Genomic DNA, 26,981 nt, shown 5'->3' on the forward strand with positions numbered 1-26,981 from the left:
CTCAGACGCTCCGTTCGTAGGTGACGGCCCGGTCCTGCCCGAGGAGGAGATCCTCGGCCGTGGCGAAGGCGGCGATCCGGCTGGCCAGGACGGGGCCGATGGCGGGCAGCCCGCCCTCCGGCCCGGCCGTATCCGGGCCGGTGAGCAAGGTCACCGCATCGATGAGATCGGCCTGAGCCAGCGCCTCCGCAAGGCGGGGGCCGCCCTCGCTGCACAGACGGGTGAGGCCACGCTCGCCGAGGACGGCCAAGGCCGCCGGCAGGTCGATCCGCCCCTCCGCGCCCGTGGCGACGGGCAGGACCTCGACGCCGAGCGATTCGAGGGCACGGCGGGCATGGACCGGCGCGGAGCGGGTGGTGAGGACGAGCACCGGCACGTCCCGCGCGGTGCGGGCCAGCACGCTCGCAGGGGAGAGGCGCAGGTCCGAATCGAGCACGATCCGCAGGGGCGAGCGCGCGGCGAGCCCCGGCAGGCGCACGGTGAGGGAGGGGTCGTCCGCCCGCGCCGTGCCGATCCCGACGAGGATGGCGTCGGCATGGGCGCGCCACAGGTGCACCGCCCCATCCGCCACCGGCCCGGTGATGCGCAGCCGCTCGGTGCCGGCTCCGGCGGCGAACCCGTCGCGGGTGCGGGCGAGCTTCAGATGCAGCATCGGCCGCCCAAGGGTGACGCGGGTGACGTGGCCGCGATGGTCGCGGGCCGCGTCCTCCCGGCACAGGCCGGTCTCGACGACGATGCCCGCCGCGCGCAAGAGGCCGTGGCCGCGCCCGGCGACCCGGGGATCCGGATCTTCGAGGGCGCTTACCACCCGCCCGATCCCGGCGGCGATGATCGCCTCCGAGCAGGGCGGCGTGCGGCCGTGATGGGAGCAGGGCTCCAGCGTGACGTAGAGGGTGGCCCCCCGCGCCGCCGCGCCGGCCAGGGCCAGCGCCTGCGTCTCGGCATGGGGGCGCCCGCCCGGCGCCGTGACGGCGGCGGACAGGATCGTGCCGGTCTCCGGCGCGACCACCACCGCCCCCACGGCGGGGTTCGGCCATGTCCGCCCGAGGTTCCGGCGCCCGAGCGCCAGGGCGAGGCGCATGACGTTGGCGTCGCGGCTCACGGCTTCGGGCCCCGTCGGCGGGGCGCGGGCTTCGCCTCCGGTTCGGGCTCCGGCTCGAGGGCGGGCACCAGGGTGCTGCCGAGGGTGCCGAGCAGGTCCTCGAAGTCCTTGGCCTCGCGAAAATTCTTGTAGACCGAGGCGAAGCGCACGTAGGCGACGTCGTCGAGGCCCTTGAGCCCGGCCATCACCAGTTCGCCGATCGCCTCCGAGGCGACCTCGGCCTCGCCCGCGCTCTCCAACTGGCGGGTGATGCCGCTGACGAGTCGTTCGATCCGCTCCGGCTCGACGGCGCGCTTGCGCAGGGCCACGTCGATGGAGCGCTGGAGCTTGTCCCGGTCGAAGGGCACCCGCTTGCCGGAGCGCTTCATCACGGTGAGTTCGCGTAGCTGCACCCGCTCGAAGGTGGTGAAGCGCCCTCCGCAATCCGGGCAGACCCGGCGGCGGCGGATGGCGGCGCCATCCTCGGAGGGGCGCGAGTCCTTCACCTGCGTGTCGGACCCGCCGCAATAGGGGCACCGCATCGGGCGGGTTCTCTCAGGGTAAAAACGAAGACGGCCGCGGATCGGGGTGATCCGCGGCCGTCTCGTAGCGCAGGGGCGCTGAACCGGAAAGGTCAGCCGTAGATCGGGAAGCGGTCGGTGAGGGCGTGGACCTTCTGCTTCACGCTCTCCTCGACGGCGCTGTCACCGGCTTCGCCCTTGGCGGCGAGACCGTCCAGCACTTCCACGATGAAGCCGCCGATCTGCTTGAACTCGGCGACGCCGAAGCCGCGCGAGGTGCCGGCCGGGGTGCCGAGGCGGATGCCCGACGTGATCGTCGGCTTCTGCGTGTCGAAGGGCACGCCGTTCTTGTTGCAGGTGATGTGCGCCCGCGACAGCGCGGCTTCCGCCGCCTTGCCGGTGAGGCCCTTCCGCTGCAGATCGACCAGCATCAGGTGGTTGTCGGTGCCGCCGGAGGTGATGTCGTAGCCGCCGGACATCAGCGTGTCGGCGAGCGCCTTGGCGTTCTCCACCACCTGACGGGCGTAGATCTTGAACTCGGGCTTCAGCGCCTCGCCGAAGGCCACGGCCTTGCCGGCGATGACGTGCATCAGCGGGCCGCCCTGGAGGCCAGGGAAGATCGCCGAGTTGAACTTCTTGGCCAGCGCCTCATCGTTCGTGAGGATCATGCCGCCGCGCGGGCCGCGCAGGGTCTTGTGGGTCGTCGTGGTGACGACGTGGGCGTGCGGGAACGGCGACGGATGCACGCCGGCCGCGATGAGCCCGGCGAAGTGGGCGGCATCGACCATGAAGTAGGCGCCGACGGAATCGGCGATCTCACGGAACTTGGCGAAGTCCCAATGGCGCGGGTAGCCCGAGCCGCCGGCGATGATCACCTTCGGCTTGTGCTCCTGCGCGAGCTGGGCGACCTGCTCCATGTCGATGCGCTGGTCTTCCCGGCGCACGGTGTAGGAGACCGGCTTGAACCACTTGCCGGAGACGTTCGGCGGGGCGCCGTGCGTCAGGTGGCCGCCGGCCGCGAGATCGAGGCCGAGGAAGGTGTCGCCCGGCTGCATGAGGGCGAGGAACACGCCCTGGTTGGCCTGGGAGCCCGAGTTCGGCTGCACGTTGGCGAAGCCGCAATCGAACAGGCGCTTGGCGCGCTCGATGGCGAGGTCTTCGGCGATGTCCACGAACTGGCAGCCACCGTAGTAGCGACGGCCCGGATAGCCCTCGGCGTACTTGTTGGTGAGCACCGACCCCTGCGCTTCCAGCACCGCGCGGGACACGATGTTCTCGGACGCGATCAGCTCGATCTCGTGCTGCTGCCGGCCGAGTTCCTGCTCGACGGCGCGGGCGATCTCGGGATCGGCCTCCGTCAGCGGGGCGGCGAAGAAGCTGTTCGAGAAGTGCTTGTCTGCGGCGGTCCCGGCGCTCATGGCGTGCCTCTGTTCTGATTGGGTGCCGGGCCGTGGCGCGGCCGGGCGGCGTTTCTCACAGGAGTCCTACACGCCGGGCCGGGTGAGGCCAAGCGCAGGCATTTTTCGGAACGGCTGAGAAAAATTGAAAACGGGGCCTCAGCTGCCCTCGCCGGGCCGTCCCCGGCGGGGCCGCGACGCCGGCTTTTCACGGGGGCTCGCGCCGGGGATCGGGCCGGGGGCGGCCTCCTCCGGCGCCTGACCCGCGGCGGGCCAGAACGCCTCGAACAATTGCTGCATCGCCTTGAGATTCTGTTCCTGAACCTCCGCGCCGGTGCGCAGCATCTGGCTGATGACGTCGGCGCCGGGGCTCTCGCCCTGCGGCGGGCGGGGCGCCTCCACCTGCGGGGCGGGCCTCGGCGGCGGCGGGGGCGTCGGCGCGGGGGCGGCGGCCGGGGGCGTCATGAAGGCGCGGGCCATGTCCGACCACAGGGACACGAAGGCCATCGGCGCGGGCGTCGCCGCGGCGGCGGGCGCCGGCTTGCGGGACGCCTCCGCCTGAGGCTGGTTGAGTAGGACATGGACGATGCTCGCCACCACGGCGCCGGCCATCATCGGGAGCATCTGCCGCAGCACCTGCGACCCCACGCCGCTCGCGGTGGAAGCCTGCTGCAGCACCGCCTGCATCAATTGCGCGGACCCGAACATCTGGCCTAGGGCGTCGAGGCCCAGCGGCATCGCGGTGCGGGCCGTCTCCGGCGCGGAGAACATCCGCGCGAAGCCCGTCGGGTCGAGGCCGGCGCCGCGCTGGAGGCCGAGGGTCAGGGCCGGCATCAGCGCCTCGAAGGCACGCTGGGTCTGCTCGACCGTCAGGCCGAATTGCCGCGCCATCGCCTGCATCTCGGGTCCGCCGGCGGCCTGGACCATATCGAGGGGAGTGAACATGGGTCCTCGGTGTCCGCACGGCCCTGCGGCCCGTCGGGTCCGCTCATCTGTGCGGGGTATCGTGACCCGCCCCGGGCGGAAACGCCAGTTCCCCGGTGACAATCCCTGTCGATCCCGCGCCGGCGCGTGCGGTATTCGACCGTTCGGCGAGGCGGGCGACCGTGCGGCGGGCGAGGAGGAGCCCGGCCACGCCGAACACGAGGGAGCCGATGCCCATCCCCGCCACGATGCCGCGCGTGCCGAACAGGGCGCTGCCGAGATAGGCCGGCGGCACGGTGCCGAGCGTCGCCCGGCCCCAGTTGAGGAGCGACGAGCGCAGGGGGAAGCCGAGATTGTTGAAGGCCGCGTTCCCCAGGAAGAGCAGCCCGTTGAAGAACCAGATCGCCCCGCCGACGAGGCAGAAGAACGCGAACAGCTCCGCCGCGTCGCCCTTCAGCCCGAACAGCCCGGCCAGCGGCCAGCGCAGGGCGATGAGCAGCAGCCACACGGTGGCGGCGTAGACCAGCGTCGCCTTCACACAGGAGTGCAGGGTCTCGCCCATCCGGTCGAAGCGGGACGCCCCCCAGTTCTGCGCCAGGATCGGCCCGATGGCCCCCGACAGGGCGAAGAGCCCGCCGAAGGCCACGGGCGTCAGCCGGTCGATCACCGCCGCCGCCGCGATGGCATCCGACCCGTAGCCGGCGAAGAGATGCGTCAGGAAGGCGCTCGCCACCGAGGGGGCGAGGTTGGTCAGCACCGCCGGCCCGGCGATGGTCGCCATGCCGGGGGCGTCGGCGACGACCTCCGCCACGCGGGGCCGCCGCAGCAGGCCGTGGCGGGCGAGTGCCCGCCAGCCGATGACGACGAAGGTCGCGCGGGCGACGCAGACGGTGATCGCCGCGCCCTCGACGCCGAGCCCGGCCCCGAAGATCAGCAGCGGATCGAGGAAGGCGGTGACGATGGCCCCGCCGAGCGTCACCCACATGGCCCGCAGCGCGTCGCCCTGCGCCCGCAGCAGGCCGGTGAACAGCATGCCGAGGCCGAGGAGCACGTTCGACGGCAGGGTGATCGTGAGGAACAGGTGGGCGACGCGCAGCGCCTCGCCCTTTGCGCCGACGAGGCCGAGGAGCTGGCCCGCGAAGGGCAGCATCAGGGCCGCGAGCAGCCCCGAGACCAGCACGCCGATGGTCATGGAGGAGGCCGCGAGCCGCCGCGCGAGGGCCCGGTCGCCCGCGCCGAGCGCCCGCCCGACCTGCGCGCCGGCGGCGATCATCAGGCCGATGTTCACGGCGGTGGCGAAGAACTGCACCACGGAGGCGAGGCCCACCGCCGCCGTCAGGGCCGGGTCTCCCAGGCGCGAGACGTAGAGGAGGGACATCAGGTCCACGACGAAGATCGCCATCAGCCCCACCGAGCCGGTGGCGCTCATGACGAGGACGTGGCGCATGATCGAGCCGGCGACGAAGCGCCCCTGCTCCGAATGGCCCGCGCCCCTGGGCACGGGCAGTCCGTCAGCCATCGCGTCGGCCGCCTTCCGTCTCGAGTTCAGGTTCGCCCAGGCCCTCGTCGTCGTGACGGTCGTCCTGGGCTTCGTCCTGAACCTCGTCGGGCTCGTTTGGTTCGGCGACGGGCTTGGCGAGAACGCGCTCGGCGGCATCCCGCCGGTCCTGGCCGAGGAGATCGCGGGTCTGCGCGTTGAGGGCGCGGGCGGGGCGCACGGGCTGGGTCAGCGGCTCGGGCCGGACCTCCCCCGCTTCGGTGCCGCCGAGCCAGGTCGCGCCCTCGGGCAGGGCGCCGGCCTGTTGCAGCACGAGGCGGGCGATGTCGCGCTTGCGCACGTCCTCGGCCCGCGCGGCGGCGGCCTCGGCGGAGAGGCCGAGCCCTTCGAGCGCCGCCCAGCCGAAGGCCAGGGCCGATTCGGAGGTCTCGCGGATCTGGTAATCGACGTCGCGGTTCATCAGCTCGACCGCGTGCAGGCGGTCGTAGGCGCGCACGAAGGTCCGCACCGAGACGAATTCCTCGTGGACGATGTCCACGATCTTCAGCGCCGCCTCGCGGTCGTCCACGCAGATGCAGACGAGTTCGGCCTTGCCGATGCCGGCCGCGCGCAGCACGTCGAGGCGGGTGCCGTCGCCGTAATAGATGCGGAAGCCGAAGCGCGTGGCCGCGCGCAGCTGCGCCACGTCCTTGTCGATGACGGTGACGGGCACGCCCTCCGCGAGCAGCACCTGGGTCAGGATCTGCCCGAACCGGCCGAAGCCGATCACCAGCACCCGCGCGTCGGCGGCGCCCTCGGTGAGTTCGGTGGGGGAGTCCTCCGCCGCCGCCTGCGCCTCCCGCGAGAGCCGGGCGTCGATCAGCCGGTCGAGGCCCTTGGCCATGATCGGCCCGATCAGCATGGTCAGCGCCGCCAGCGCCACGGCGAAGCGCGTCGCGGTGGGGCCGGTGAGGCCGAGGTCGGCCGCCTGCGGCAGGAGCACGAAGGCGAATTCGCCGGCCGGCGCCAGCACCGCCGCGCCGCGCAGCGCACTCAGCGTATCCGAGCCGAACAGCCGGAACAGCCCTGCGACGAGGGCGACCTTCACGAGGATTGCCGCGAAGGTCGCGCCGAACAGGGCGGGCCAGACGGTCTTCACGAGGCCGCCGTCGATGGACATGCCGACGCTCATGAAGAACAGGCCAAGCAGCATCCCGCGGAACGGCTCGATGTCGGCTTCCAGCTGGTGGCGGAAGTTCGACTCGGCGAGCAGGATGCCGGCGAGGAAGGCGCCCATGGCCATGGAGAGGCCGACCTTCTCCATCAGCATCGCCGTGCCGAGCACCACGAGGAGGGCCGCCGCCGTCATCACCTCGCGGGCGCCGCTTGCCGCGAGCAGGCGGAAGAACGGGTTCAGGCCGTAGCGCCCCACGAGCACGGCGGCGGCGATGGCCGCCAGCACCCGCCCCGTGGAAAGGGCCGCCTCGCCGAGCCACGGCCCGCCCGTCCCATGCCCGGCCGAGGCCGCGAGTGGCATCAGCGCGAGGATGCCGACGACGCTGAGATCCTGGAACAGCAGCACCGCGAAGGCGCGCGAGCCATAGGGGCTGCCGAGGTCGCCCCGCTCCTCCAGGAGTTGCAGCGCCACCGCCGTGGCGGAGAGGGCGAGCGCGATGCCCACCACCGCCGCCGCCCCGAGGGGCTGGCCGGCAAGGACGCCCGCGCCGCCGAGCACGAGGGAACACAGCACGAGCTGCGCCGCGCCGAGACCGAAGATGTCCCGCCGCATGGAGACGAGCTGCGACAGGTGCAGTTCGAGCCCGACGATGAACAGCAGCAGCACCACGCCGATCTCGGCGACGCTGGCGGCGGTCTCCGGCTCGGCGATGAGCGACAGGCCGGAGGGCCCGATCAGCACGCCCGCCACGAGATAGCCGAGCACGGCGCTCTGCCCGAGCCAGCGGAACACCGGCACGCCGACGACGGCCGCGGCCAGGAAGGTCAGGACCGGGGGCAGAAAGCTCGCGTGTTCGGCGGGGGTCGCCATGCCGTTCCGAAGGAGACTTCAGAGAAGGGTGTCATCGCTTAACGCGGCCGGCCGGGGGAAGCGAGCGTGGCCGCGTGCCGTTCGACACGCTAGACGCCGCCCTGGGGTGGCACGGGCGCCACCACCCGCGGCTGCGGCTGGTCCTCCGCGCCGGTGCCCAGCGCGCATTGCACCATCACGCTGTCGGTCCACCGGCCGTACTTGTAGCCGACGAAGGGCAGGTAGCCGACGCGGCGGAAGCCGCAGGTCTCGTGCAGCCGCAGGCTCGCCTCGTTGGCGGCGTCGATGTAGCCGATCATCTGCCGGTAGCCCCCCGCCGCGCAGGCCTCGATCAGCGCCGGCAGCAGGCGCCGGCCGATGCCCGCGTTCAGGTGGGCGTGATGCACGTAGATCGAGTGCTTCAGCGTGTAGCGATAGGCGGGGCGCTTGCGGAACGGGACGGCGTAGGCATAGCCCGCCACCTCCCCGTTCCGTTCCGCCACGAGATGCGGCAGGCGCTTCTTGCGCATGGTCTTGCGGCGGCGCTTCAGGTCGTCGGGCAGCAGGCGCTCCTCCTCGAAGTCGCCCGCATCCCCGACCCCCTTGGCGATGTGGTGCTCGTAGATCGCGATCATCGCCGCCACGTCCGCATCGGAGGACGGCCGGATCACGATCTCCGGGCAGGGCTCGCCCGGCCCCATCAGGCGCCCTCGCGCAGGACGTAGGTGTGGAAGCGGATGCGCCCGTCCGGATCGACCTCGCGGTAGACGCCCTGGATCTCGGCCTCGAAGCCGGGGAACAGGTTGGCGGAGGCCTCGAACATCTTGAAGTAGTCGAGCATGGGCTTGGCCCGCTCGTCCAGGCGCTCGCCCGGCAGCACCGTGCCGATGCCCGGCGGGTAGACCAGCATCAGCGTCGTGGCGATCCGCCCCTCGGCTTCCGCGATGGGCACGTAATCGACCTTGTTGCGGGTCAGCATCTGCGAGGCGCGCTTCGGGGGCATCACCATCTCGGGCAGGTGCTGCAGCATGAACTGCTTGCGCTGGAGCGCGGAGGTGCCGTGCTCCCGGTGGAAGGTGTGGAAGTCCGCGCAGAGGTCGCGCAGGCGCACGCCCCGGTAGCGGTTCGGCCGGCGCTTCACGAATTCCGGCATGGCCTCCTCCAGGAGCACGTTGTCGTCGTGCAGCCGCTTGAAGGCGACGAGCCCCGAGATCAGCGTGCCGGCCTTGGACGATTCGACGCCCGGGGTCAGCAGGAAGAGCAGCGAGTTCAGATCGTTCTTCTCGGCGACGATCCGGTTCTCACGCAGGTATTGCGCCACGATGGGCGCGGGCACGCCGTGCTCGGCATAGGCGCCGGTCTTCCGGTCGAAGCCGGGGGTCAGCACCGTCAGCTTGTTCGGGTCGGTGATGGCGTAGCCCGGCGCGACATGGGTGAAGCCGTGCCACGCGGCGCCGGGCGCCAGCTCCCAGAAGCGGGCATCGGAGGCGAGCTGGTCTGTCGGCACGCTCTCCCAGGTCTGCTCGCCGTCCGGGCCGTTCACCCGGTCGGGCACGAAGGGGTCGAAGAACCAGCGGCGTGCGGGGTCGGCCTCGTTCTCCTCGAACTCGCGGCGGATGGCGCGGACCTTCTTGCGCCACTCGATGCCGAGCCGGATCGTGTCGTCCCACAGGATCATGCCCGAGCGGCCCTTCATCATCTGCGCGCCGACATCGAGCGAGGCGAAGAGCGGGTAGAAGGGCGAAGTCGAGGCGTGGACGAGGAAGCTCTCGTTGAGCCGCTTGTGCTCCACCCGGCGGGTCTGGCCGCGGATGTGGCTGTCCTTGGTGTGGATCTGCGAGGCCTGGCTGAAGCTCGCGAGCTGCTTGTGGGTCGATTGCGTGGCGACGATGCCCGGCGAGGTCTCGTCGAGCCCGGTCAGCCCCATGGCGTAGCGGCCTTGGAACAGAGGGTGGAACTTCATGAAGCCCGCCCAGGCCTCGTCGAACAGGATGTAGTCGCAGAGGTGGCCGATCTTCTGCACGATCATCCGCGCGTCGTAGATCGTGCCGTCGTAGGTGCATTGTTCGATCACCGCGACCCGGAACGGCCGCTCCCGGCGCCACGCCTCCCGGTCGGTCACGAGGGGGTTGGTGCGGATTTTTTCCCGAATCCGCCCTTCGTCCAGGGCCTCATGGCAGATCGGGCCGATCAGACCGAAGGCGTTGCGGTCGGTCTCCAAAAAGATCGGGATGCCGCCGCCGAGGAACAGGGCGCCGTGATGGGCGGCCTTGTGGTTGTTGCGGTCGAACAGGACGAGGTCGTCCTCGGCCACCAGGGACGAGAGCACGATCTTGTTGGAGGCCGAGGTGCCGTTGAGGACGAAGTAGGTCTTCTCCGCCCCGAAGATCGCGGCGGCCTCCTTCTGCGCCCTGAGGGCGGGGCCCTCGTGGGTCAGCAGGTCGCCGAGGTCGAGGACCGAGTTGTCGAGGTCGTCGCGAAAGATCGCCTCGCCCAGATGCTCCACGAAGATGCGGCCGATGGGCGAGCGGTTGTAGAAGATGCCGCCGTTATGGCCGGGGCAGGTCCAGAGCTGGTTGCCCTTCTCCGCGTAATCGACCAGCGCGCCAAAGAAGGGGGTCTTCAGCGTCTCGGCATATTGCGTCACCCGGCTGACGAGGCCGCGCGCGATGAATTCCGGCGTCTCCTCCGCGAGGAAGATGTAGCCGTCGATGAAGTCCAGCAACTCGACGGGGATGTCTTCCAGGCGCTTACGGCGGACCATGATGACGATGGGCATTTCGAGGCCGCGTCGGCGCATCATGTCGATGAGCGCGGCGGCCTTGCCGTCGAGCCCGCGCTTGCCCCAATCGACCACGAGGCAGCCCACCGCCGCGTCGGTCTGCACGGCGATGGCCGCGTCCTCGACGCGCCGGGCGCGCACGACCTCGAAGCCCCGCTGCTCGACCGCCGCCACGATCTGGTTGACGCGCGCGCCCTCGAGATCGTCCGGGTCGAAGGCCGGGGTGCACATCAGAACGGTAAAGCGGCGGTGGAAATCCATGCCGGGGCCCCTTTGGCGGAGAGTTCGCCCCGTGCCTTGTCGGACGCTCTGTGACCGTTCGATGACGAAACCGGTCCGACGCGGCGTTCAGCCCCTCCGAAGCCGCATCGGCGGGCGGCGGGAGCCGTCGATGAACTCCAATCCCCCGGCGGCGCTGTACATGTGCATGCGCGAGCCCGGCCAATCGGAGCCGGCGGCGAGCCGCGCCTCGACGCGCTGGGCATAGCCGTCCTCGTCGAGCCGTAGGATCCGCGCGAGGCCGAGCGCCGCGCCGTAGCCGCCCCGGCAATCCTGCACCGGGCGGATCAGCGCCCCGTCGCGCAGGACGATGGGCCCGGCAGGCCGCGCCGAGGCCACGTCGATCAGGACGGGGTTGCGGGGATGGGCGGTCCACGGCCCTCGGAAGTCCGCCGCGTGCCAGAGATGCAGCGAATCGGAGAACGAGCCGCCCCCCTCCCGCACGGTGGCGAAGAGCCACCAGCGCCCGCCATGCCGCAGGAGTGTCGCGTCGCTCGCGACCACGCCCTCGACCAGCACCGCCTCGTGGGCCCAGCCGCCGGGGAACTGCGTCGCCCGGTACAGGTCGATCGTCGCCGACCGGCTCGATTCGGGGATCATCCAGACCTCGCCCCCCGCCTCGAACACGAAGGGGTAGGAGAGGTGCGTGTCGCGCTCCAGAACCGGCTCCGGTCGCCCGACCGGCCCGCGCGGGCCGAAGCGCAAAGCCGAGATCACCCCCTTGCCGCGGCTATAGTCGAACTCCTCCATGAACAGCGTCACCGACCCGTTGCGGGCGATGGCGACGGGGTCGGCATAGAAGCGGCGCCCGTCGTCGGGCAGGTCGGTCCAGCCGCCGGGCGGGTGGCGGCGCAGGTCGATCAGGTCCGGCCCCTGCGTGCGGCGCCAGCCGACCCGCCAGCGCTCCCCGTGGAAGCACAGGCCGTAGAGCCGCCGGGCGATCCGCCGGCCGAGATTCTCCGCCGCCCGGCGCCGGACGGTCCACCCGGCGATGTCGAAGGCGCCCGCCGGGACGAGGGGCGCCAGCGCCCCCTCCGGCAGGTCGCGGGAGGCGCCCCCCGAGAGGGCCGCCTCGATGAGGGTGATGGTGCGGGCGAGGTAATCCTCGAAGGCGACGAGCATCACCGTCTGGGACTCGGCGCCGAGCCGCCCGGCGGCCACCGCCGCGCCCTGTCCGTCGCGCAGGGCCGCCACGGGGATGCGCCCCGCGAACAGCGAGGCGAGCAGCCCCGCCTCGCCCGGCACGCCATCGACGTCGAGGCGCCAGACCGCCCCGCCCTCGCCCGCCGGGCCGTCGCCGCTGAGGTCGATGACGAGGTCGGGCGCGCCCGCCTCCGCCGCCTCGTAGGGCGCGAGCGCCACGGGCGCGGCGGGGGTGGAGAGCCCCGGCCGGGGCAGGCCGTGGATCGTCGCCTCCAGGCGGAACAGCAATTCGGCGTTGGCGGGCAGGATGGGCGTCGTGCCCTCGACGGCCTCGATGCTGAGCCGGCAATCCTCCCGCTGGGCGAGGCGTTCGAGCAAGCGCAGGTGCCAGCCGCGCAGGGCGGCCCGGTCGAGCCGCACGCGCACGGCGCGGGCCGGCCGGGCCGGGATCGCGGGACGGGGCCCTGCGACCAGGACATGCGGCATGGCGGCCGTCATCGACACGCGATGCGGCGGGACACGCGGTCCGCCCTCTTCTTCTGCACGTACCGGCGAGAAACCGGACGCCTTCTCCCAATCATCGCAACCGGTCCCGGCCGCCTAGACTTGCGCTCGCCAAGACCTTCTGCGGCCGCATCGGTCCTGTCCGATGACACTATTGTGTATTCCTTGGCCGCGGTCCACCGGACGCGGACGGTGCCGGGGGGCGCAGACTGCCGGGATAACGGGGATACTGGCCCAATCCGATGACGATTCAGGCGGTTTATCCAAGCACGGCGTGGCAGAACAGGCCGCGGCAAACCAGTAACAGGGCGCGTCTCCGGCCGCGTTCCTGCCCGGTTCGCGAGCCATGACCGTTGACAGGATAGCCCTGCCCTCGCCACATCCATCCTATGAACGCCGAACCTACAACTCCCGCGTCCGGCCAAGCCGCCACCCAGGCGGCCAAGCCCCCGCTCGACATCCTCCTCTGCGCCCCGCGCGGCTTCTGCGCCGGCGTGGTGCGCGCCATCGACGTGGTCGAGCGGGCGCTCGCCATCCACGGCCCGCCCGTCTACGTCCGCCACGAGATCGTCCACAACAAGTATGTGGTCGAGAGTCTGAAGCGGAAGGGCGCCGTGTTCGTGCGCGAGCTCGACGAGGTGCCGGACGGGGACGCCCCGGTGATCTTCTCGGCCCACGGCGTCGCCAAGACGGTGCCGGCCAACGCCGATTCGCGCGGGCTCACCACCATCGACGCCACCTGCCCGCTGGTGACGAAGGTCCACCGCGAGGCGGAGATCCACCACAAGCGCGGGCGCCACGTGCTGCTCGTCGGCCATTCCGGGCACCCGGAGGTGGTGGGCACGATGGGCCAGTTGCCCAAGGGCTCGATCACCCTGGTCGAGGACGTCGACCAGATCGAGGCCCTGACGCCGGTCGATCCCGACAACCTCGCCTGGGTGACGCAGACCACCCTCTCGGTGGACGACACCCGCCACGTGGTCGAGGCCCTGAAGCGGAAGTTCCCGACCATCACCGGGCCGCACAAGGACGACATCTGCTACGCCACGACCAACCGCCAGGAAGCGGTGAAGCACGTGGCGCCGCTGGTGGACGCGCTGATCGTCGTCGGCTCCTCGAACTCCTCGAACTCGCAGCGCCTGCGCGAGGTCGCCGAGCGCGTTGGCTGCCCGATCACCCGGCTCCTGAACCGGGCCGAGGAGATCGACTGGCCGGCCTTCGAGGGCATCACCAAGCTCGGCCTCACGGCCGGCGCCTCGGCCCCCGAGGTGCTGGTGGAAGAGATCATCGACGCCTTCGCCGCCCGCTACGACGTGACGGTGGATACGGTCTCGACGGTGGTCGAGGACATGGTGTTCCCCCTGCCGCGCGAATTGCGCAGCGAGGCTGCCGAGTAGGCGGCCTCCGGGCCGCCGCCGGCGGCCCTTTTCCATCCTTGCCCTCATCCTGAGGTGCCCGCGCCCCGCGGGCCTCGAAGGAGCGCTCCAGGATCCGCAGCGATCCCTGGATCCCTCCTTCGAGGCCGCTTGCGCGGCGCCTCAGGATGAGGTGTGTGTCGGGGGACCCCGACTTCCTGACCGATCCCGAACCCGAGCGCACGACGTGGCCGTCTACACCGAGGTATCCGACGCGGCGCTCAGTGCGTTCCTGGCGGCCTACGACATCGGCACCCTGCTCTCCTGCAAGGGCATCGCGGAGGGGGTCGAGAACTCGAACTACTTCCTGCACACGACCGGCGGGTCGTTCATCCTCACCCTCTACGAGAAGCGCGTGCGGGAGGAGGACCTGCCGTTCTTCGTCGGGCTGATGGAGCATCTGGCAAGCCGCGGCCTCGCCTGCCCGCAGCCGATCCGCGACCGGAGCGGCACCGCCCTCGGGCGCCTGTGCGGGCGGCCTGCCGCCCTCGTCAGCTTCCTCGAAGGCGTCTCCCTGTCCTCGCCGGGACCGGAGCATTGCCGCGAGGTCGGCGTGGCGCTCGCCCGCCTGCACGCGGCCGGCCGAGACTTCCCGATGGTGCGGGAGAACAGCCTCTCCGTCGCCTCCTGGCGCCCGCTCTTTGCGCAGGCCGGCGATCAGGCCGATTCCGTCTCCCCCGGCCTCGCCGCGCGCACCCGCGACGACCTCGCCGTGCTGGAAGCCGCTTGGCCGAAGGATCTGCCGCGCGGCGTGATCCATGCCGACCTGTTCACGGACAACGTGTTCTTCATCGGCGACGACCTGTCGGGTCTGATCGACTTCTACTTCGCCTGCACCGACGCCTTCGCCTACGACCTCGCGGTCTGCCTGAACGCGTGGTGCTTCGATGCCCAGGGCCACTTCCACCGGGACATGGCGACGGCGATGATTGCCGGCTACGAATCCGAGCGTCCCCTGGAGGCCGCCGAGGTCGAGGCGCTGCCCGTCCTGTGCCGGGGCGCAGCCCTGCGCTTCATGCTGACCCGTCTGGTGGATTGGCTGAACGTGCCGCCGGGCGCGCTGGTGAAGCCGAAGGACCCACGCGAGTACGACCGGCGGCTCACCTTCCACCGGCAGGCCACCAGCGCGGCCGATTACGGGCGCGCGGCATGAGCGAGGACGGCAAGGTCAAGATCTACACGGACGGCGCCTGCTCTGGGAATCCGGGGCCGGGGGGCTGGGGCGCGATCCTCATCTTCGGCGAGACCCGCAAAGAGATCTCCGGCGGGGAGGCGCACACCACCAACAACCGGATGGAACTGCTCGCGGCCATCGAGGCCCTGGAGGCGTTGAAGCGACCCTGCCGGGTCGACCTGTTCACCGACTCCCAGTATCTGCGCCAAGGCGTGACCGCCTGGATCCACAATTGGAAGGCGCGCGGCTGGCGCACCGCCGACAAGAAGCCGGTGAAGAACGAGGACCTCTGGCGCCGCGTCGATGCCGCCCGCGAGCGCCACGAGGTGGAGTGGCACTGGGTGAAGGGCCACGCGAGCGATCCGTTGAACAACCGGGTCGACGCCCTGGCCGTAGCGGCCATGGCGCCGTTCAAGCGGCGGTAGAGTTTCTCACGGGGGCCATCGCCGCGCGGTATGCAGCACACGGAGAATGGTCACGGCATTGTCCGCCTGCTCATAGACAAGGATGTAGCGGCGGTGGACCACGAGTTCGCGTGTGCCGCCAACACGGCCAAGCCGTCCGATGCCGGGATGGGCCACGAGCGTTCCTGCACGCTCCGCGAAGAGGCCATCGAGGGCGATCGCCGCCTGAGGGTCATCACCTTCGACGTGATCGTAGATGGCTTCTCTGTCCCGGAGCGCCTCAGGCGTCCAGAACAGATGCCTCATTCGGTGCCGCCGAGCCGTCGCCGCGTCGCCTCACGTTTCGCGGCGAAATGCGCCTCGACCTCGGCGCTGGGGATGAGCCGGCCGGCACGGGCCGAAGCCAGCCCGTCCCGGACCTGATTGCGGAACCACGCATCGTCCTCGGCAGCCTCGCGCTGACGCTGAACGTAATCCCGCATGAGATCCCGCAAGACCTGAGCGTCCGACCGGTCGTCCGCCGCCGTGGCACGGACGAACTCGTCCCTAAGGGTCTCATCGACCTCGAATGTGACGACGGCCTCGCCCACGGCATCCGCTCCCGGCTTCGAATCCCGTCATCATATCATGCTGGCCGGGGCTCGTGGAACGAAGCCTCAATCCGTCGTCCCGTCGATTCTGAGCCAGTGGCGGCCGTCGCGGGCCAGCAGGTCGTCGGCCTCCTTCGGGCCGGCGCTGCCGGCGGCGTAGGGGGCAGGGTTCGCCTGCGGCCAGCCCTTGAGCAGCGGGTCCACCGCCGCCCAGCCCGCCTCGATGTTGTCGGCCCGCTGGAACAGCGTCGCGTCGCCGATCATGCAATCGTAGAGCAGGGTCTCGTAGCCCACGTTCGGTGTGTTCGCGAAGAAGTCGTCGTACTTGAACGCCGTACGCACCCGGCCGATCCTCATCTCCGGCCCCGGCACCTTCACGTTGTATTCCGTGCTGATCCCGTGATCCGGGTCGATGGTGATGCGCATCACCGTCGGGCTCAAGGAGTCGGTCGGCGTCTCCTCGAACATCTTGAACGGCGCGGGCTTGAACAGCACCGCGATCTCCGTCCGCCGGCCGGTCATCCGCTTGCCGGTGCGGATGTAGAACGGCACCCCCGCCCAGCGCCAGTTCTCGATGTGGAGCTTCAGGGCGATGTAGGTCTCGGTCGCCGAATCCTTGGCGACATGCGGCTCGTCCCGGTAGCCCGGCACCTGACGGCCCTCGCTGGTGCCCGCCGTGTACTGGCCCCGCACCGCGTCCTCCGCCGGGATCGGCTGCACGGCCTCGGCGAGCTTGGCCTTCTCCGTGCGCACCGCTTCCGCGTCGAACGAGTTCGGCGGCTCCATGCCGACCATGCAGAGCAACTGGAACATGTGGTTGGGCACCATGTCCCGCAGTGCGCCGGTCGGCTCGTAGAAGCCGCCGCGCTCCTCCACGCCCACCGTCTCCGCCGCCGTGATCTGCACGCTGTCGATGTATTCCCGCCGCCAGACCGGCTCTAGGAGTCCGTTGGCGAAGCGGAAGGCCATGATCGACTGCACCGTGTCCTTCCCCAGGAAGTGGTCGATCCGGTAGAACTGGCTCTCGTCACCCTGCTTCAGGATGCGGGCGTTGAGGTCCCGCGCCGAGGCGAGATCGGAGCCGAACGGCTTCTCGATCACCACCCGGCGGAAGCTGTCGCCCTCTTGGCGGAGCAGGTCCGCCTGCCCGAGCCCGTCGACGATGGTGCCGAAGAACCGTGCCGCCACGGCGCAGTAGAACACCGCGCTGCCCTGCACCTTCGCCTTCACGGCCTCGAAGGTCTCGGGCTTCTCGAAGTCGCCCTTCAGGTAGTGCAGCCGGTCGCGGATGAAGCCCCAGCTCTTCGCGTCGATGCTGGCGGCGTGGAACTCGGAGGACGGGTCCTTGCTGAACTCCTCCATCGTCTTGGTGAGGCCGTCGCGCAGGCTCTGGTCATCGCCGTCGCCATGGTCCACGCCGATGATCGAGAAGCCCTCCGGCAGCAGCCCCGCCCCCGCGAGGTTGTAGAGGGAGGGCATCAGCAGGCGCTTGGTCAGGTCGCCGCCTGCCCCGAAGATCACCAGGGTGCAGGGCGGAGCGGGCTTCGTCCCGCAGGCGGCCTTGTCCTTCAGGGGCGTGGTCTCGGGCATTTGCGATCCCTCTCGGTTGCGGCACCGCAACGAAATCGGCGGGACAACCCCTCGTGCCGAAGGGCGTTCCTCACTCATCGGGGCGCACCGCCTGCCCGCCGTAATCGATGGGAAGGCTCGGCCCCTTCAACTCGGAATCGCTCGGCAGGGCGCGGGCGTCCCAGCCGCCGCCGAGGCCGCGGATCAGGGTCACGGCCGCCGTGTAGCGGTTCAGCAGCACCTGCAGGGCGGTGATCTCGTTGTTCACGAGCAGCCCCTGCGCCGTCACCACGGTGGTGAAGTTCTGCGTGCCGGCCCGGTACTCGTTGAGCGTGATCTCCACCGCCTTGCGGGAGGAGTCCACCGCCGCGTCCTGGGCGCGCTGCTGCTGGCGCAGGATGCGCTGGGCGGCCATCTGGGTCTCGACCTCGGCGAAGGCGGCGAGCACCACCTGCCGGTAATTGGCCACCGCCGCGTCGTAGCCCGCCTGGGCCGCGCGCACGGCCGCGATGCGGGCGCCGCCCTCGAACAGGACCTCGCTGCCCGCCGCCGTCACCGCCCAGACCTGGTTGACGGGGGAGAGGATGCCGTTGCTCGTCAGCCCCGAGATGCCCCCCGAGGCGGAAATCGTCACGGTGGGGAAGAAGGCCGCCACCGCCACGCCGATCCGCTCGCTCTGCGCCTGCACGAGGCGTTCGGCCTGGGCGACGTCCGGGCGCCGCTCCAGCAGGTCGGCGGGGATGCCGGCGGGCACCTCCGGGGGAGTGCGCGGCAGGCTCGCGACGGCGATCGCCACCTCGGAGGGCGGGCGCCCGATCAGCGTGGCGATGGCGTTCACGAACTGCACGCGGGTGAGGCGCACCGCGATGGATTGCGCCTCGATCGTCTGCACCTGCGTCTGCGCGGTGATGACGTCCGAGCGCGCGGCGACGCCCGCCGCGTACTGGTTCTCGGTGATCTTCAGGGTCTTGCGGAAGTTCTCGATGTTCTCGTCGAGCACCTTCTGCAGGGCGTCGGCGTAGCGCACCGAGAAGTAGTCCGCAGCGACCTCGGCCTGGATCGACAGGCGGGTGAGCGCGATGGTGGCGGCGTCCGCCTGGGCCAGCGCCGTCTCGCTCTCGATGTTGCGGCGGGTGCCGCCGAACAGGTCGAGCTCCCAGCTCGCCTGCCCCTGGAGCGAGACGCTGGTCCGCTCCAAGCCCGACGTGCGCGAGCGGGTGATGGAGGGCGCGCCGATCACCGTGGGATAGAGCGCGGCCTGCGCCGAGGCGACCAGCGCGCGGGCCTGCCGGTAATTGGCCACCGACTGCCGGAGGGACTGGTTGTCCACGTCCACGAGGCGGATCAGCCGGTCGAGGGTGGCATCGTGGAACACCCGCCACCAGTCGCCGCGCTCGACGGAATCGGCGGGGCGCGCCTCGCGCCAGCCCCTCCTGCGGGCGGCGACGTAGCCGGGGCTGTCCTCGTGCACGCCGCTCTGCTTGTAGGCGAGAGGGGTCTCCACCGAGGGCCGGGAATAGTCGGGCCCGACCACGCAGCCGGCGAGCGCCGTCGCGAGGAGAAGGGCACCCGACAGGGCGCGCAGCGAACCGGCCAACACCACGGACATCCTCATTCGCCCGCCGGAACGGGGAGCGCCCCGCCGGCCCGGCCGCGGCGGTTCTGCCAGCGCTGCCGGAGGCGGTCGAGGGAGAGGTAGACGACGGGGGTGGTGTAGAGGGTCAGGATCTGGCTCACGATCAAGCCGCCGACGATGGCGATGCCCAGGGGCCGGCGCAACTCCGCGCCCTCCCCCATCGAGGCGATGAGGGGCACGGCGCCGAGCAGGGCGGCGAGCGTCGTCATCATGATCGGCCGGAAGCGCAGGAGACAGGCCTCGCGGATCGCGTCCACCGGATTCGCGGCGCGGGTACGCTGCGCGTCGAGGGCGACGTCGACCATCATGATCGCGTTCTTCTTCACGATGCCGATCAGCAGGAACACGGCGATGAGGGCGATGATGGTGAACTCCGTGCCCGTCACCAGCAGCGCCAGCACCGCGCCGACGCCGGCCGAGGGAAGGGTCGAGAGGATGGTGAGCGGGTGCACGAAGCTCTCGTAGAGGATCCCGAGCACCGCGTAGACGGCGAGGATCGCGGCGAGGATCAGGAGCGGCTGGCGCGACGCGGAGGACACGTAGTTCTTGGCCGCGCCGGCATACTCGCCGTGGATGCTCGCGGGCAAGCGTAGGTCCGCCATGGCCCGGTCGATCGCCTCGGTCGCGTCCGACAGGCTCTTGCCCGGGGCGAGGTTGAACGAGATCGTCGTGGCGACGAACAGGCCCTGGTGGCTGATCTGCACCGGGGCGTTCCCCGTCTCGAACCGGGCGAAGGCCGAGAGCGGCACCATCGTCTCCTTGGCGGACGAGACCGGCGCGCTCGACGAGGCGCCCCCCTTGCTGGCGGCGAGCGCGTTGGACGAGGCGTTGCGGGCCGAATCGGAGGCGATGGCCGCCGCGTTGGTGCTGGCATCGGTGCTGGCGGTGGAGGTCGCGGCCGTGGCGGCGGCGAGCGCGCCGGCCGTGCTGCTGCCGACCGCCCCCGTGCCCGAGGCCGCGCCGGACGTCGTCGTGGTGGCGGCGGTGGGGCTGCTCGTGCCGGTGGCGGCGTTGGTGTTCACCGTGCCCCCCGCCGCGACGGTGCCGGCGACGGCGTTGGTGGTGGCCGAGCCCTTGGCGTTGCCGCCGGAGGTCGAGACGTAGATCCGCTTGATGGTTTCCGGCGTCTCCAGGTAGCGCGGCGCGATCTCCATCACGACGTGGTACTGGTTCAGCGGGTTGTAGATGGTCGAGACCTGCCGCTGGCCGAAGGCGTCGTAGAGGGTCTGGTCGATCTTGTCGGGGGTGATGCCGTAGCGGAAGGCGGTGGCCCGGTCGATCACGACGCGGCTTTCCAGCCCGCCCTCCTGCTGGTCGGAGGTGACGTCGGCGAAGGTCGGATCCTTCTGCAGCGCGGCCAGGAGCTTGGGCGCGGCGGAGTAGAGGTCCTCCGGCGTGTCGCCCTGCAGCGTGTACTGGTACTGCGCGAAGCTCTGGCGCCCGCCCATCTGCAGGTCCTGCCGGGGGAAGACGTAGAGCCGGGCGCCCGCCACCTGCGCGAGCTTCGGGCGCAGGCGCGCGGTCACGGCGCTCATCGGCGCGCGCTCGGCGAGGGGCTTCAGCCCCACGAACACGTTGGCCGAGTTGGTGCCCCGCCCGCCCGTGAAGCCGACGACGCTCTCCACCGCCGGGTCCGCCCCGACGATCCGCGTCGCCTCGGTGAGCTTCTTCTCCATGGACTGGAACGAGATGCGCTGGTCGGCCTGGATGCCGCCCATCATCTGCCCGGTGTCCTGCTCGGGGAAGAAGCCCTTCGGCACGATGATGTAGAGGTAGACGTTGAGCCCCACCGTCGCGAGCAGCGTCAGCAGCACGAGACGGGGATGGCGCAGGGCGATCTCCAGGGTGCGGGCATAGCCCGCCAGCATCGCATCGAACCCGCCTTCGAGCGTGCGGACGAGGAGGTTGCGGCGTTCCTTGCCCTGCGGCCCGTGCCCCTCGCGCTTGAGCAGCCGCGAGCACATCATCGGCGTCGTGGTCAGCGACAGAACGAGGGAGATCAGGATCGCCAGCGACAGGGTGACGGCGAACTCTTGGAAGATGCGCCCGACGAGGCCGCCCATCAGCAGGATCGGCAGGAACACGGCGATGAGCGACAGGCTCATGGAGATGACGGTGAAGCCGACCTCCTGCGCACCGATCAGCGCCGCCTGGAACCGGGGCTTCCCCTCCTCGATGTGCCGCTGGATGTTCTCCAGGACGACGATGGCGTCGTCCACGACGAAGCCCGTGCCGATGATGAGCGCCATCAGCGACAGGATGTTGAGGGAGTAGTTCAAGAGGTACATCGCCGAGAAGGTGCCGACGATGGAGATCGGCACCGCCACGGCGGGGATGAGCGTCGCCCGGCCGGAGCGCAGGAAGGCGTAGACCACGAGGATCACGAGGCCGACCGCGACGAGGAGCGTCTCCTCCGTCGCCTCCAGCGAGGCGCGGATCGTGGCGCTGCGGTCGCCGGTGAGCTTGATGTCGATGCCGCCGGGCAGGGCCGCGATGATCTGCGGCAGGGCCTTCTTCACGCCGTTGATCGTGTCGATGACGTTGGCGCCGGGCTGCTTGTAGACGAAGAGCAGCACGCCGGGCTTGCCGTTGACGATGCCGAGGTTGCGCTTGTCCTCGACGCCGTCGAGCACTTGGCCGACGTCGGTGAGCTTCACCGCCGCGCCGTTGCGGTAGGCCACGACGATGTCGCGGTAATCCTGGGCCTTGCGGCCCTGGTCGTTGGCGTAGAGCTGGTAGCGCCGGTTGCCGACGTCGATGTCGCCTTTGGGCGAGTTGGCGTTGGCCGAGGCCAGCGCCGCCCGGATGCCCTCCAGGCCGATGCCGTAGTGGAACAGGGCGGTGGGATCGAGTTCCACCCGCACCGCCGGCAGGGACGAGCCGCCGACATCGACGTTGCCGACGCCGGGCAGCTGCGACAGCTTCTGCTGCACGACCGTGGCGGCGGAATCGTAGACCTGTCCGCGCGTGAGCGTGTCCGAGGTCATGCCGAGGATGATGATCGGCGTCTCGGCGGGGTTGAACTTGCGATAGGTCGGGTTCTGCCGGAGCGAGGTCGGCAGGTCGGCGCGGGCGGCGTTGATGGCGGCCTGCACGTCGCGGGCGGCGCCGTCGATGTCGCGGTTCAGGCCGAACAGCAGCACGATGCGCACCGTGCCGAGCGAACTCGTGGACGTCATCTCGTTGACGTCGGCGATGACGCCGAGCCGCCGTTCGAGGGGCGCGGCGACGGTGGTCGCCATGGTCTCGGGGCTGGCGCCGGCCATCTGCGCTTGGACGAGGATGACGGGGAAGTCGATCTGCGGCAGCGGCGCGACGGGCAGCTTCAGGAACGCGAACACGCCCGCCAGCAGCACGCCGATGGTGAGCAGCGTCGTGGCGATCGGCCGCCGGATGAACGGGGCGGAGATGTTCACGGAGCCGGCCTCACGGCACCGCCTCCCCGCCCTCCAGGCCGCGCCCGCGGCCGGCGATGCGGCGTTCGAGGCGGTCGAAGGCGAGGTAGATCACCGGGGTCGTGAACAGCGTCAGCACCTGGCTGACGATCAACCCGCCCGCGATGCAGATGCCGAGCGGCTGACGCAACTCCGAGCCGACGCCCGTGCCGAGGATCAGCGGCACCGCCGCGAACAGTGCCGCCAGCGTCGTCATCAGGATCGGCCGGAAGCGCAGAAGGCAGGCCTGCTCGATGGCGTCGCGGGGCGCCATCCCGTCCTCGCGCTCGGCCTGGAGCGCGAAGTCGATCATCATGATCGCGTTCTTCTTCACGATGCCGATCAGGAGCACGATGCCGATGATCGCGATGATGTCGAGGGACAGCCCGAACAGCATCAGCCCGAGCAACGCCCCGATCCCGGCCGAGGGCAGCGTCGAGAGGATCGTGATCGGGTGGATGAAGCTCTCGTAGAGCACGCCGAGCACGATGTAGACCGTGACGATGGCCGCGAGCACGAGGAACAGCTCGTTCCCCAGTGCTGCCTGGAAGGCGAAGACCGAGCCCTGCGGCACCACCCGGAAGGAGGGCGGCAGGTCGATCTTGGCTTTCGCCGCGTCGATCGCCTCAACCGCCTGCCCCAGGGCCGCACCCGGCGCGAGGTTGAACGACACGGTGGTGGCCGGGAACTGGCCGAGATGCGAAATCAGCAGCGGCGCCCGCTTCTCGGTGACCCGCGCCACGGAGGAGAGCGGCACCTGCCCGTTCGTCGCCGTCGAGGACGGCAGGTAGATGCCGTTCAGGCTCTCCAGCGTCTTGTGCAGGTCCGGGTCGGCTTCGAGGATCACCCGGTACTGGTTCGACTGGGTGAAGATCGTCGAGATGATGCGCTGGCCGAAGGCGTCGTAGAGGGCGTTGTCGATGGTCGCGGGGGTGATGCCGTAGCGGCCCGCCGTCGGCCGGTCGATGGTGACGTAGGCCGCGAGCCCCTTGCCCTGGTGGTCGCTCGTCACGTCCGCCACGACGGGCGAGGCGGCCAGCGCCTCGGTGAAGCGCGGCACCCAGGTCTCGAAATCCTCGAGGTTCGGGCTCTCCAGGATCACCTGGTACTGCGTCGCCGAGACGGCGGTGTCGATGGTCAGGTCCTGGACCGGCTGCATGTAGAGCCGGATGCCGGGCTCCGCGTTCGTCGCCGCGCCGATCCGCCGGATGATCTCGCTCGCGGTGGCGGTGCGCTCCTCGCGGGGCTTCAGGTTGATGAGCATCCGCCCGGAATTGAGCGTGACGTTCTGGCCATCGACGCCGATGAACGAGGACAGGTTCGCGACGTCCGGATCCTTCAGGATGATCGCGGCGAGCCGCTGCTGCCGCTCGGCCATGGCCGCGTAGGAGACCGATTGGTCGGCCTGGGTGATGCCCTGGATCACCCCCGTATCCTGCACCGGGAAGAAGCCCTTCGGGATCACCACGAACAGGTAGGCGGTGAGCGCCACCGTCCCGAGGGTGACGAGAAGCGTCAGCCCCTGGTGGTCGAGCACCACCCGCAGGGCCCGGCCGTAGGCGGCGATGGTGCCCTCCGTCGCCCGCCGGCCCATCCGCGCCAGGGGCCCCTCCCGCCGGACGGCCACGCCGGCCGGGACGTGCTTCAGGAGCCGCGCGCACAGCATCGGCACCAGGGTGAGCGAGACCACCGCCGAGATCACGATGGTGGCCGCGAGCGTGATCGCGAATTCGTGGAACAGGCGGCCGACCACGTCGCCCATGAACAGCAGCGGGATCAGCACCGCGATGAGCGAGACGGTGAGCGAGATGATGGTGAAGCCAATCTCGCGCGAGCCCTTCAGGGCCGCCTCCAGGGGCGAATCGCCGTCCTCGACGTGGCGGGCGATGTTCTCGATCACCACGATGGCGTCGTCCACGACGAAGCCGGTGGCGATGGTGAGCGCCATCAGCGACAGGTTGTCGAGGGAGAAGCCGTAGAGGTCCATCACCGAGAGGGCGCCGACCAGCGAGAGCGGCACCGACAGGCTCGGGATCAGCGTCGCCGACAGGCTGCGCAGGAACAGGAAGATCACCAGCACGACCAACGCGATGGCCAGCCCGAGTTCGAACTGCACGTCGTCCACCGAGGCGCGGATCGTCGTGGTGCGGTCGGTGAGCGGGGCGACGCTCACCGCTTGCGGCAGGCTCGCCTGCAACTGCGGCAGCAGCTGCTTGATCTTGTCGACGGTGGCGATGACGTTGGCGCCGGGCTGGCGCTGGATGTTGAGGATGACGGCGGGCGTCTCGTCGGCCCAGGCGCCGAGCTTGGTGTTCTCCGGCGCGTCCACCACGTCCGCGACGTCCGACAGGCGGACCGGCGCGCCGTTGCGATAGGCGATGATCGCCGAATCGTAGGCCTTCGGGTCGCGGATCTGGTCGTTGGCGTTGATGGCGTAGGATTGCCGGGGGCCGTCGATCGTGCCCTTCGGCGTGTTGACGTTCAGGTTGGTGATCGTCGTGCGCAGGTCATCGATGTTGAGGCCGTAGGCCGCGAGCTGCCGGGCGTTGAAGCGCACCCGCACCGCCGGGCGCTGGCCGCCGGAGATGCTGACGAGGCCGACGCCGGCCACCTGGCTGATCTTCTGCGCGAGGCGCGTCTCGGAGAGGTCGCGCACCTGCGTCAGCGGCAGGGTCTTCGAGGTGAGCGCCAGCGTCAGGATCGGCGCGTCGGCGGGGTTCACCTTCGCGTAGACCGGCGGCGCCGGCAGGTCCGAGGGCAGGAGGTTGCCCGCCGCGTTGATCGCGGCCTGGACCTGCTGCTCGGCGATGTCGAGGCCGAGATCGAGGTTGAACTGCAGCGTGATGACCGACGCCCCCGCCGAGGATTGCGAGGTCATCTGGTTGAGGTTGGCGAGCTGCCCGAACTGCCGCTCCAGTGGTGCGGTGACGGAGGAGGTCATCACCTCGGGCGAAGCGCCGGGATAGAAGGTCTGGACCTGGATCGTCGGGTAATCGACCGACGGCAGCGCCGAGACCGGCAGGTTCAGGTACGACACCCCGCCGACGATCAGGATCGCCAGCATCAGCAGCGTGGTGGTGACCGGGCGGAGGATGAAGAGGCGGGAGGGGTTCATGGGCGCGTGCCCTTACTGCCCCTGCTGCCGGTGCCGCCGACGGCCGCCCTGTTGCGGGGCGCCCTCGGCGGTGGCCTCCTTGGCCGCGTCGGCGGCAGGCGCCTGCGGCCCGGCGGAGGGGGTGGGGCTGGCGGCGGACGCCTGAGCCCCCTCCGTGATCCGCACCTTCGCCCCGTCCTTCAGGCGGTCGGTGCCGTCGGTCACGACCCGGTCGCCGGGTTTGAGGCCGGAGAGCACCACCGTGTGGATGCCGTCCGTCTCGCCGGTCTTGATCGGCCGGACCGACACCTTGTCGTCGCCGTCCATCAGGTAGACGTAGGCGCCGGGGCTGCCCTGGAGGATGCCGCCGTTCGGCACCAGGATGGCGTCGTGCAGCGTCTCGACGGTGAGGCGGGCATTCACGAACTGGTTCGGGAACAGCTCCTCGTCGCCGTTGTCGAACAGGGCGCGCAGCTTCACCGTGCCGGTGGTCGTGTCGATCTGGTTGTCCACCGTGTCGAGCTTGCCGGTGGCGATCTCGTGGGAATCGCCCCGGTCGAAGGCCTTCACCGCGAGGCTCGCCCCCACCCGCACCCGGCGCATCACGCGGGCGACGTCGTCCTCGGGGAGGGTGAACACCACCGAGATCGGGTGAAGCTGCGTCACCACCACGATCGCCGTCGAGGCGGCGGAGATGTAGTTGCCCTGGTCCACCTGCCGCAGGCCGACCCGCCCGTCCACGGGCGAAGTGATGTGCGTGTAGGCGATGTTCAGCTTCTGCTGGTCCACCAGCGCCTGGTCGGCGGCGACGGTGCCCTCGTTCTGCTTCACCAGCGCGGCCTGGGTGTCGACGTTCTGCTTCGAGATCGAATCCTGGCGGTTCAGGGTCTGGTAGCGCTGGAAATCGAGCTTCGAGTTCTGCAGGAGCGCCTGATCGCGGGCGAGCTGGCCCTGATACTGCGCGAGCAGCGCCTCGTAGGGGCGCGAATCGATCTGGGCGAGGGGATCGCCCGCCTTGACCATCTGGCCCTCGCGGAACTTCACCTCCGTGAGGTAGCCGCTGATCTGCGACTTCACCGTCACCGTGGCCAGCGGCGTCACCGTGCCGAGGCCCTGCAGCACGACCGGCATGTCGCCCGTCGTGATGGGGGCGATGCCGACCGCCTGGGGCAGGTCGGACCCGCCGCGCTTGCCGCCGTGACGGCCACCCGCCGCGCCGGCCGCCTGCTCCGTGCCCTTCTGGGCGCGGGAATCGTACCAGCGATGCGCGACGGCGCCGATGGCCGCGAGCGCGACGAGCAACACCAGCCAGCGGATGGGGCGGAAGCGACGGCGCGTGCGGACGGGGGCCTGGATCGGCCCCGGCTCGTAGGCACGAGCGGTCTCGGTACGGATCGGCGAACTCTCGTTCATTCCCGACTCAAGCACATTCCGGTTGCGACACCCATCGGCAGGATCGCCGCGCGACCCCAAGACCGGGCCGCGTCGCATCGGTGTCGCATGAAACCGGTGACGGACCCTGAACTAGGCG

General features: G+C 70.5%; 19 protein-coding genes. 3 read left to right on the forward strand and 16 right to left on the reverse strand.

What is annotated here, in order from left to right:
• Window position 1 precedes the first annotated feature (1 nt).
• The 9 genes from ribD to MKK52_RS25880 form a co-directional block, all read right to left on the reverse strand.
• Window positions 2–1,102, reverse strand: coding sequence for a bifunctional diaminohydroxyphosphoribosylaminopyrimidine deaminase/5-amino-6-(5-phosphoribosylamino)uracil reductase RibD (gene ribD / locus MKK52_RS25840; protein WP_313898779.1), 1,101 nt, complete (start codon window positions 1,100–1,102; stop codon window positions 2–4).
• Window positions 1,099–1,623 (reverse strand): transcriptional regulator NrdR, encoded by a 525-nt coding sequence (gene nrdR, locus MKK52_RS25845; protein ID WP_243959394.1) that lies wholly within the window; start codon window positions 1,621–1,623, stop codon window positions 1,099–1,101. Before nrdR ends, ribD begins: the two co-directional genes overlap by 4 nt.
• Window positions 1,624–1,715: 92 nt before the next feature.
• Window positions 1,716–3,020, reverse strand: coding sequence for a serine hydroxymethyltransferase (gene glyA, locus MKK52_RS25850; RefSeq protein ID WP_243959396.1), 1,305 nt, complete (start codon window positions 3,018–3,020; stop codon window positions 1,716–1,718).
• Window positions 3,021–3,158: 138 nt separating this feature from the next.
• Complete coding sequence (locus tag MKK52_RS25855; protein WP_243959398.1) at window positions 3,159–3,944, reverse strand: DUF937 domain-containing protein; 786 nt, start codon at window positions 3,942–3,944, stop codon at window positions 3,159–3,161.
• Between the two features lie 43 nt (window positions 3,945–3,987).
• Entirely contained in the window at window positions 3,988–5,442 is a 1,455-nt protein-coding gene (locus tag MKK52_RS25860; RefSeq protein WP_243959400.1) for an MATE family efflux transporter, read from the reverse strand.
• Window positions 5,435–7,447, reverse strand: coding sequence for a monovalent cation:proton antiporter-2 (CPA2) family protein (locus MKK52_RS25865; RefSeq protein WP_243959402.1), 2,013 nt, complete (start codon window positions 7,445–7,447; stop codon window positions 5,435–5,437). Before MKK52_RS25865 ends, MKK52_RS25860 begins: the two co-directional genes overlap by 8 nt.
• A gap of 89 nt (window positions 7,448–7,536) precedes the next feature.
• Window positions 7,537–8,127 carry a GNAT family N-acetyltransferase gene (locus MKK52_RS25870; RefSeq protein ID WP_243959404.1) on the reverse strand — a complete coding sequence of 197 codons (591 nt, stop codon included), beginning with the start codon at window positions 8,125–8,127 and terminating at the stop codon, window positions 7,537–7,539.
• On the reverse strand, window positions 8,127–10,469 hold the full coding sequence (locus MKK52_RS25875) for an Orn/Lys/Arg decarboxylase N-terminal domain-containing protein (protein ID WP_243959406.1): 2,343 nt from the start codon (window positions 10,467–10,469) through the stop codon (window positions 8,127–8,129). Before MKK52_RS25875 ends, MKK52_RS25870 begins: the two co-directional genes overlap by 1 nt.
• An 87-nt stretch (window positions 10,470–10,556) precedes the next feature.
• Window positions 10,557–12,116, reverse strand: coding sequence for a formyl transferase (locus tag MKK52_RS25880; protein ID WP_243959408.1), 1,560 nt, complete (start codon window positions 12,114–12,116; stop codon window positions 10,557–10,559).
• Window positions 12,117–12,523: 407 nt separating this feature from the next.
• On the opposite strand from MKK52_RS25880, the gene ispH reads away from it, so the two are divergent.
• The 3 genes from ispH to rnhA all read left to right on the forward strand — a co-directional run bounded on the left by ispH (window position 12,524) and on the right by rnhA (window position 15,148).
• On the forward strand, window positions 12,524–13,531 hold the full coding sequence (ispH, locus tag MKK52_RS25885) for a 4-hydroxy-3-methylbut-2-enyl diphosphate reductase (RefSeq protein ID WP_243959410.1): 1,008 nt from the start codon (window positions 12,524–12,526) through the stop codon (window positions 13,529–13,531).
• Between the two features lie 205 nt (window positions 13,532–13,736).
• Window positions 13,737–14,702, forward strand: a complete 966-nt coding sequence (gene thrB, locus MKK52_RS25890) for a homoserine kinase (protein WP_243959413.1) — start codon at window positions 13,737–13,739, stop codon at window positions 14,700–14,702.
• On the forward strand, window positions 14,699–15,148 hold the full coding sequence (rnhA, locus tag MKK52_RS25895; protein WP_243959415.1) for a ribonuclease HI: 450 nt from the start codon (window positions 14,699–14,701) through the stop codon (window positions 15,146–15,148). The genes thrB and rnhA overlap by 4 nt, the downstream gene beginning before the upstream one ends.
• 6 nt (window positions 15,149–15,154) lie before the next feature.
• On the opposite strand, the gene MKK52_RS25900 is transcribed toward rnhA, so the two are convergent.
• The 7 genes from MKK52_RS25900 to MKK52_RS25930 all read right to left on the reverse strand — a co-directional run bounded on the left by MKK52_RS25900 (window position 15,155) and on the right by MKK52_RS25930 (window position 26,863).
• Window positions 15,155–15,433 (reverse strand): type II toxin-antitoxin system RelE/ParE family toxin, encoded by a 279-nt coding sequence (locus MKK52_RS25900; protein ID WP_243959417.1) that lies wholly within the window; start codon window positions 15,431–15,433, stop codon window positions 15,155–15,157.
• On the reverse strand, window positions 15,430–15,717 hold the full coding sequence (locus MKK52_RS25905; protein WP_243959419.1) for a CopG family ribbon-helix-helix protein: 288 nt from the start codon (window positions 15,715–15,717) through the stop codon (window positions 15,430–15,432). Before MKK52_RS25905 ends, MKK52_RS25900 begins: the two co-directional genes overlap by 4 nt.
• 66 nt (window positions 15,718–15,783) lie before the next feature.
• Window positions 15,784–17,307, reverse strand: coding sequence for a glucose-6-phosphate dehydrogenase (zwf, locus tag MKK52_RS25910; RefSeq protein WP_243959421.1), 1,524 nt, complete (start codon window positions 17,305–17,307; stop codon window positions 15,784–15,786).
• A 70-nt stretch (window positions 17,308–17,377) separates the two neighbouring features.
• Window positions 17,378–18,895, reverse strand: a complete 1,518-nt coding sequence (locus MKK52_RS25915) for an efflux transporter outer membrane subunit (RefSeq protein ID WP_243959422.1) — start codon at window positions 18,893–18,895, stop codon at window positions 17,378–17,380.
• A gap of 2 nt (window positions 18,896–18,897) precedes the next feature.
• Window positions 18,898–22,338 carry an efflux RND transporter permease subunit gene (locus MKK52_RS25920; RefSeq protein ID WP_243959424.1) on the reverse strand — a complete coding sequence of 1,147 codons (3,441 nt, stop codon included), beginning with the start codon at window positions 22,336–22,338 and terminating at the stop codon, window positions 18,898–18,900.
• Window positions 22,339–22,348: 10 nt separating this feature from the next.
• The gene (locus tag MKK52_RS25925; protein WP_243959426.1) at window positions 22,349–25,471 is read right to left on the reverse strand and encodes an MdtB/MuxB family multidrug efflux RND transporter permease subunit; all 3,123 of its coding nucleotides are present in this window, start codon (window positions 25,469–25,471) and stop codon (window positions 22,349–22,351) included.
• A gap of 12 nt (window positions 25,472–25,483) precedes the next feature.
• The gene (locus tag MKK52_RS25930; protein ID WP_243959429.1) at window positions 25,484–26,863 is read right to left on the reverse strand and encodes an MdtA/MuxA family multidrug efflux RND transporter periplasmic adaptor subunit; all 1,380 of its coding nucleotides are present in this window, start codon (window positions 26,861–26,863) and stop codon (window positions 25,484–25,486) included.
• Window positions 26,864–26,981: the final 118 nt, after the last annotated feature.

The organism is Methylobacterium sp. J-067 (genome assembly GCF_022829465.1).
GTDB lineage: Bacteria > Pseudomonadota > Alphaproteobacteria > Rhizobiales > Beijerinckiaceae > Methylobacterium > Methylobacterium litchii.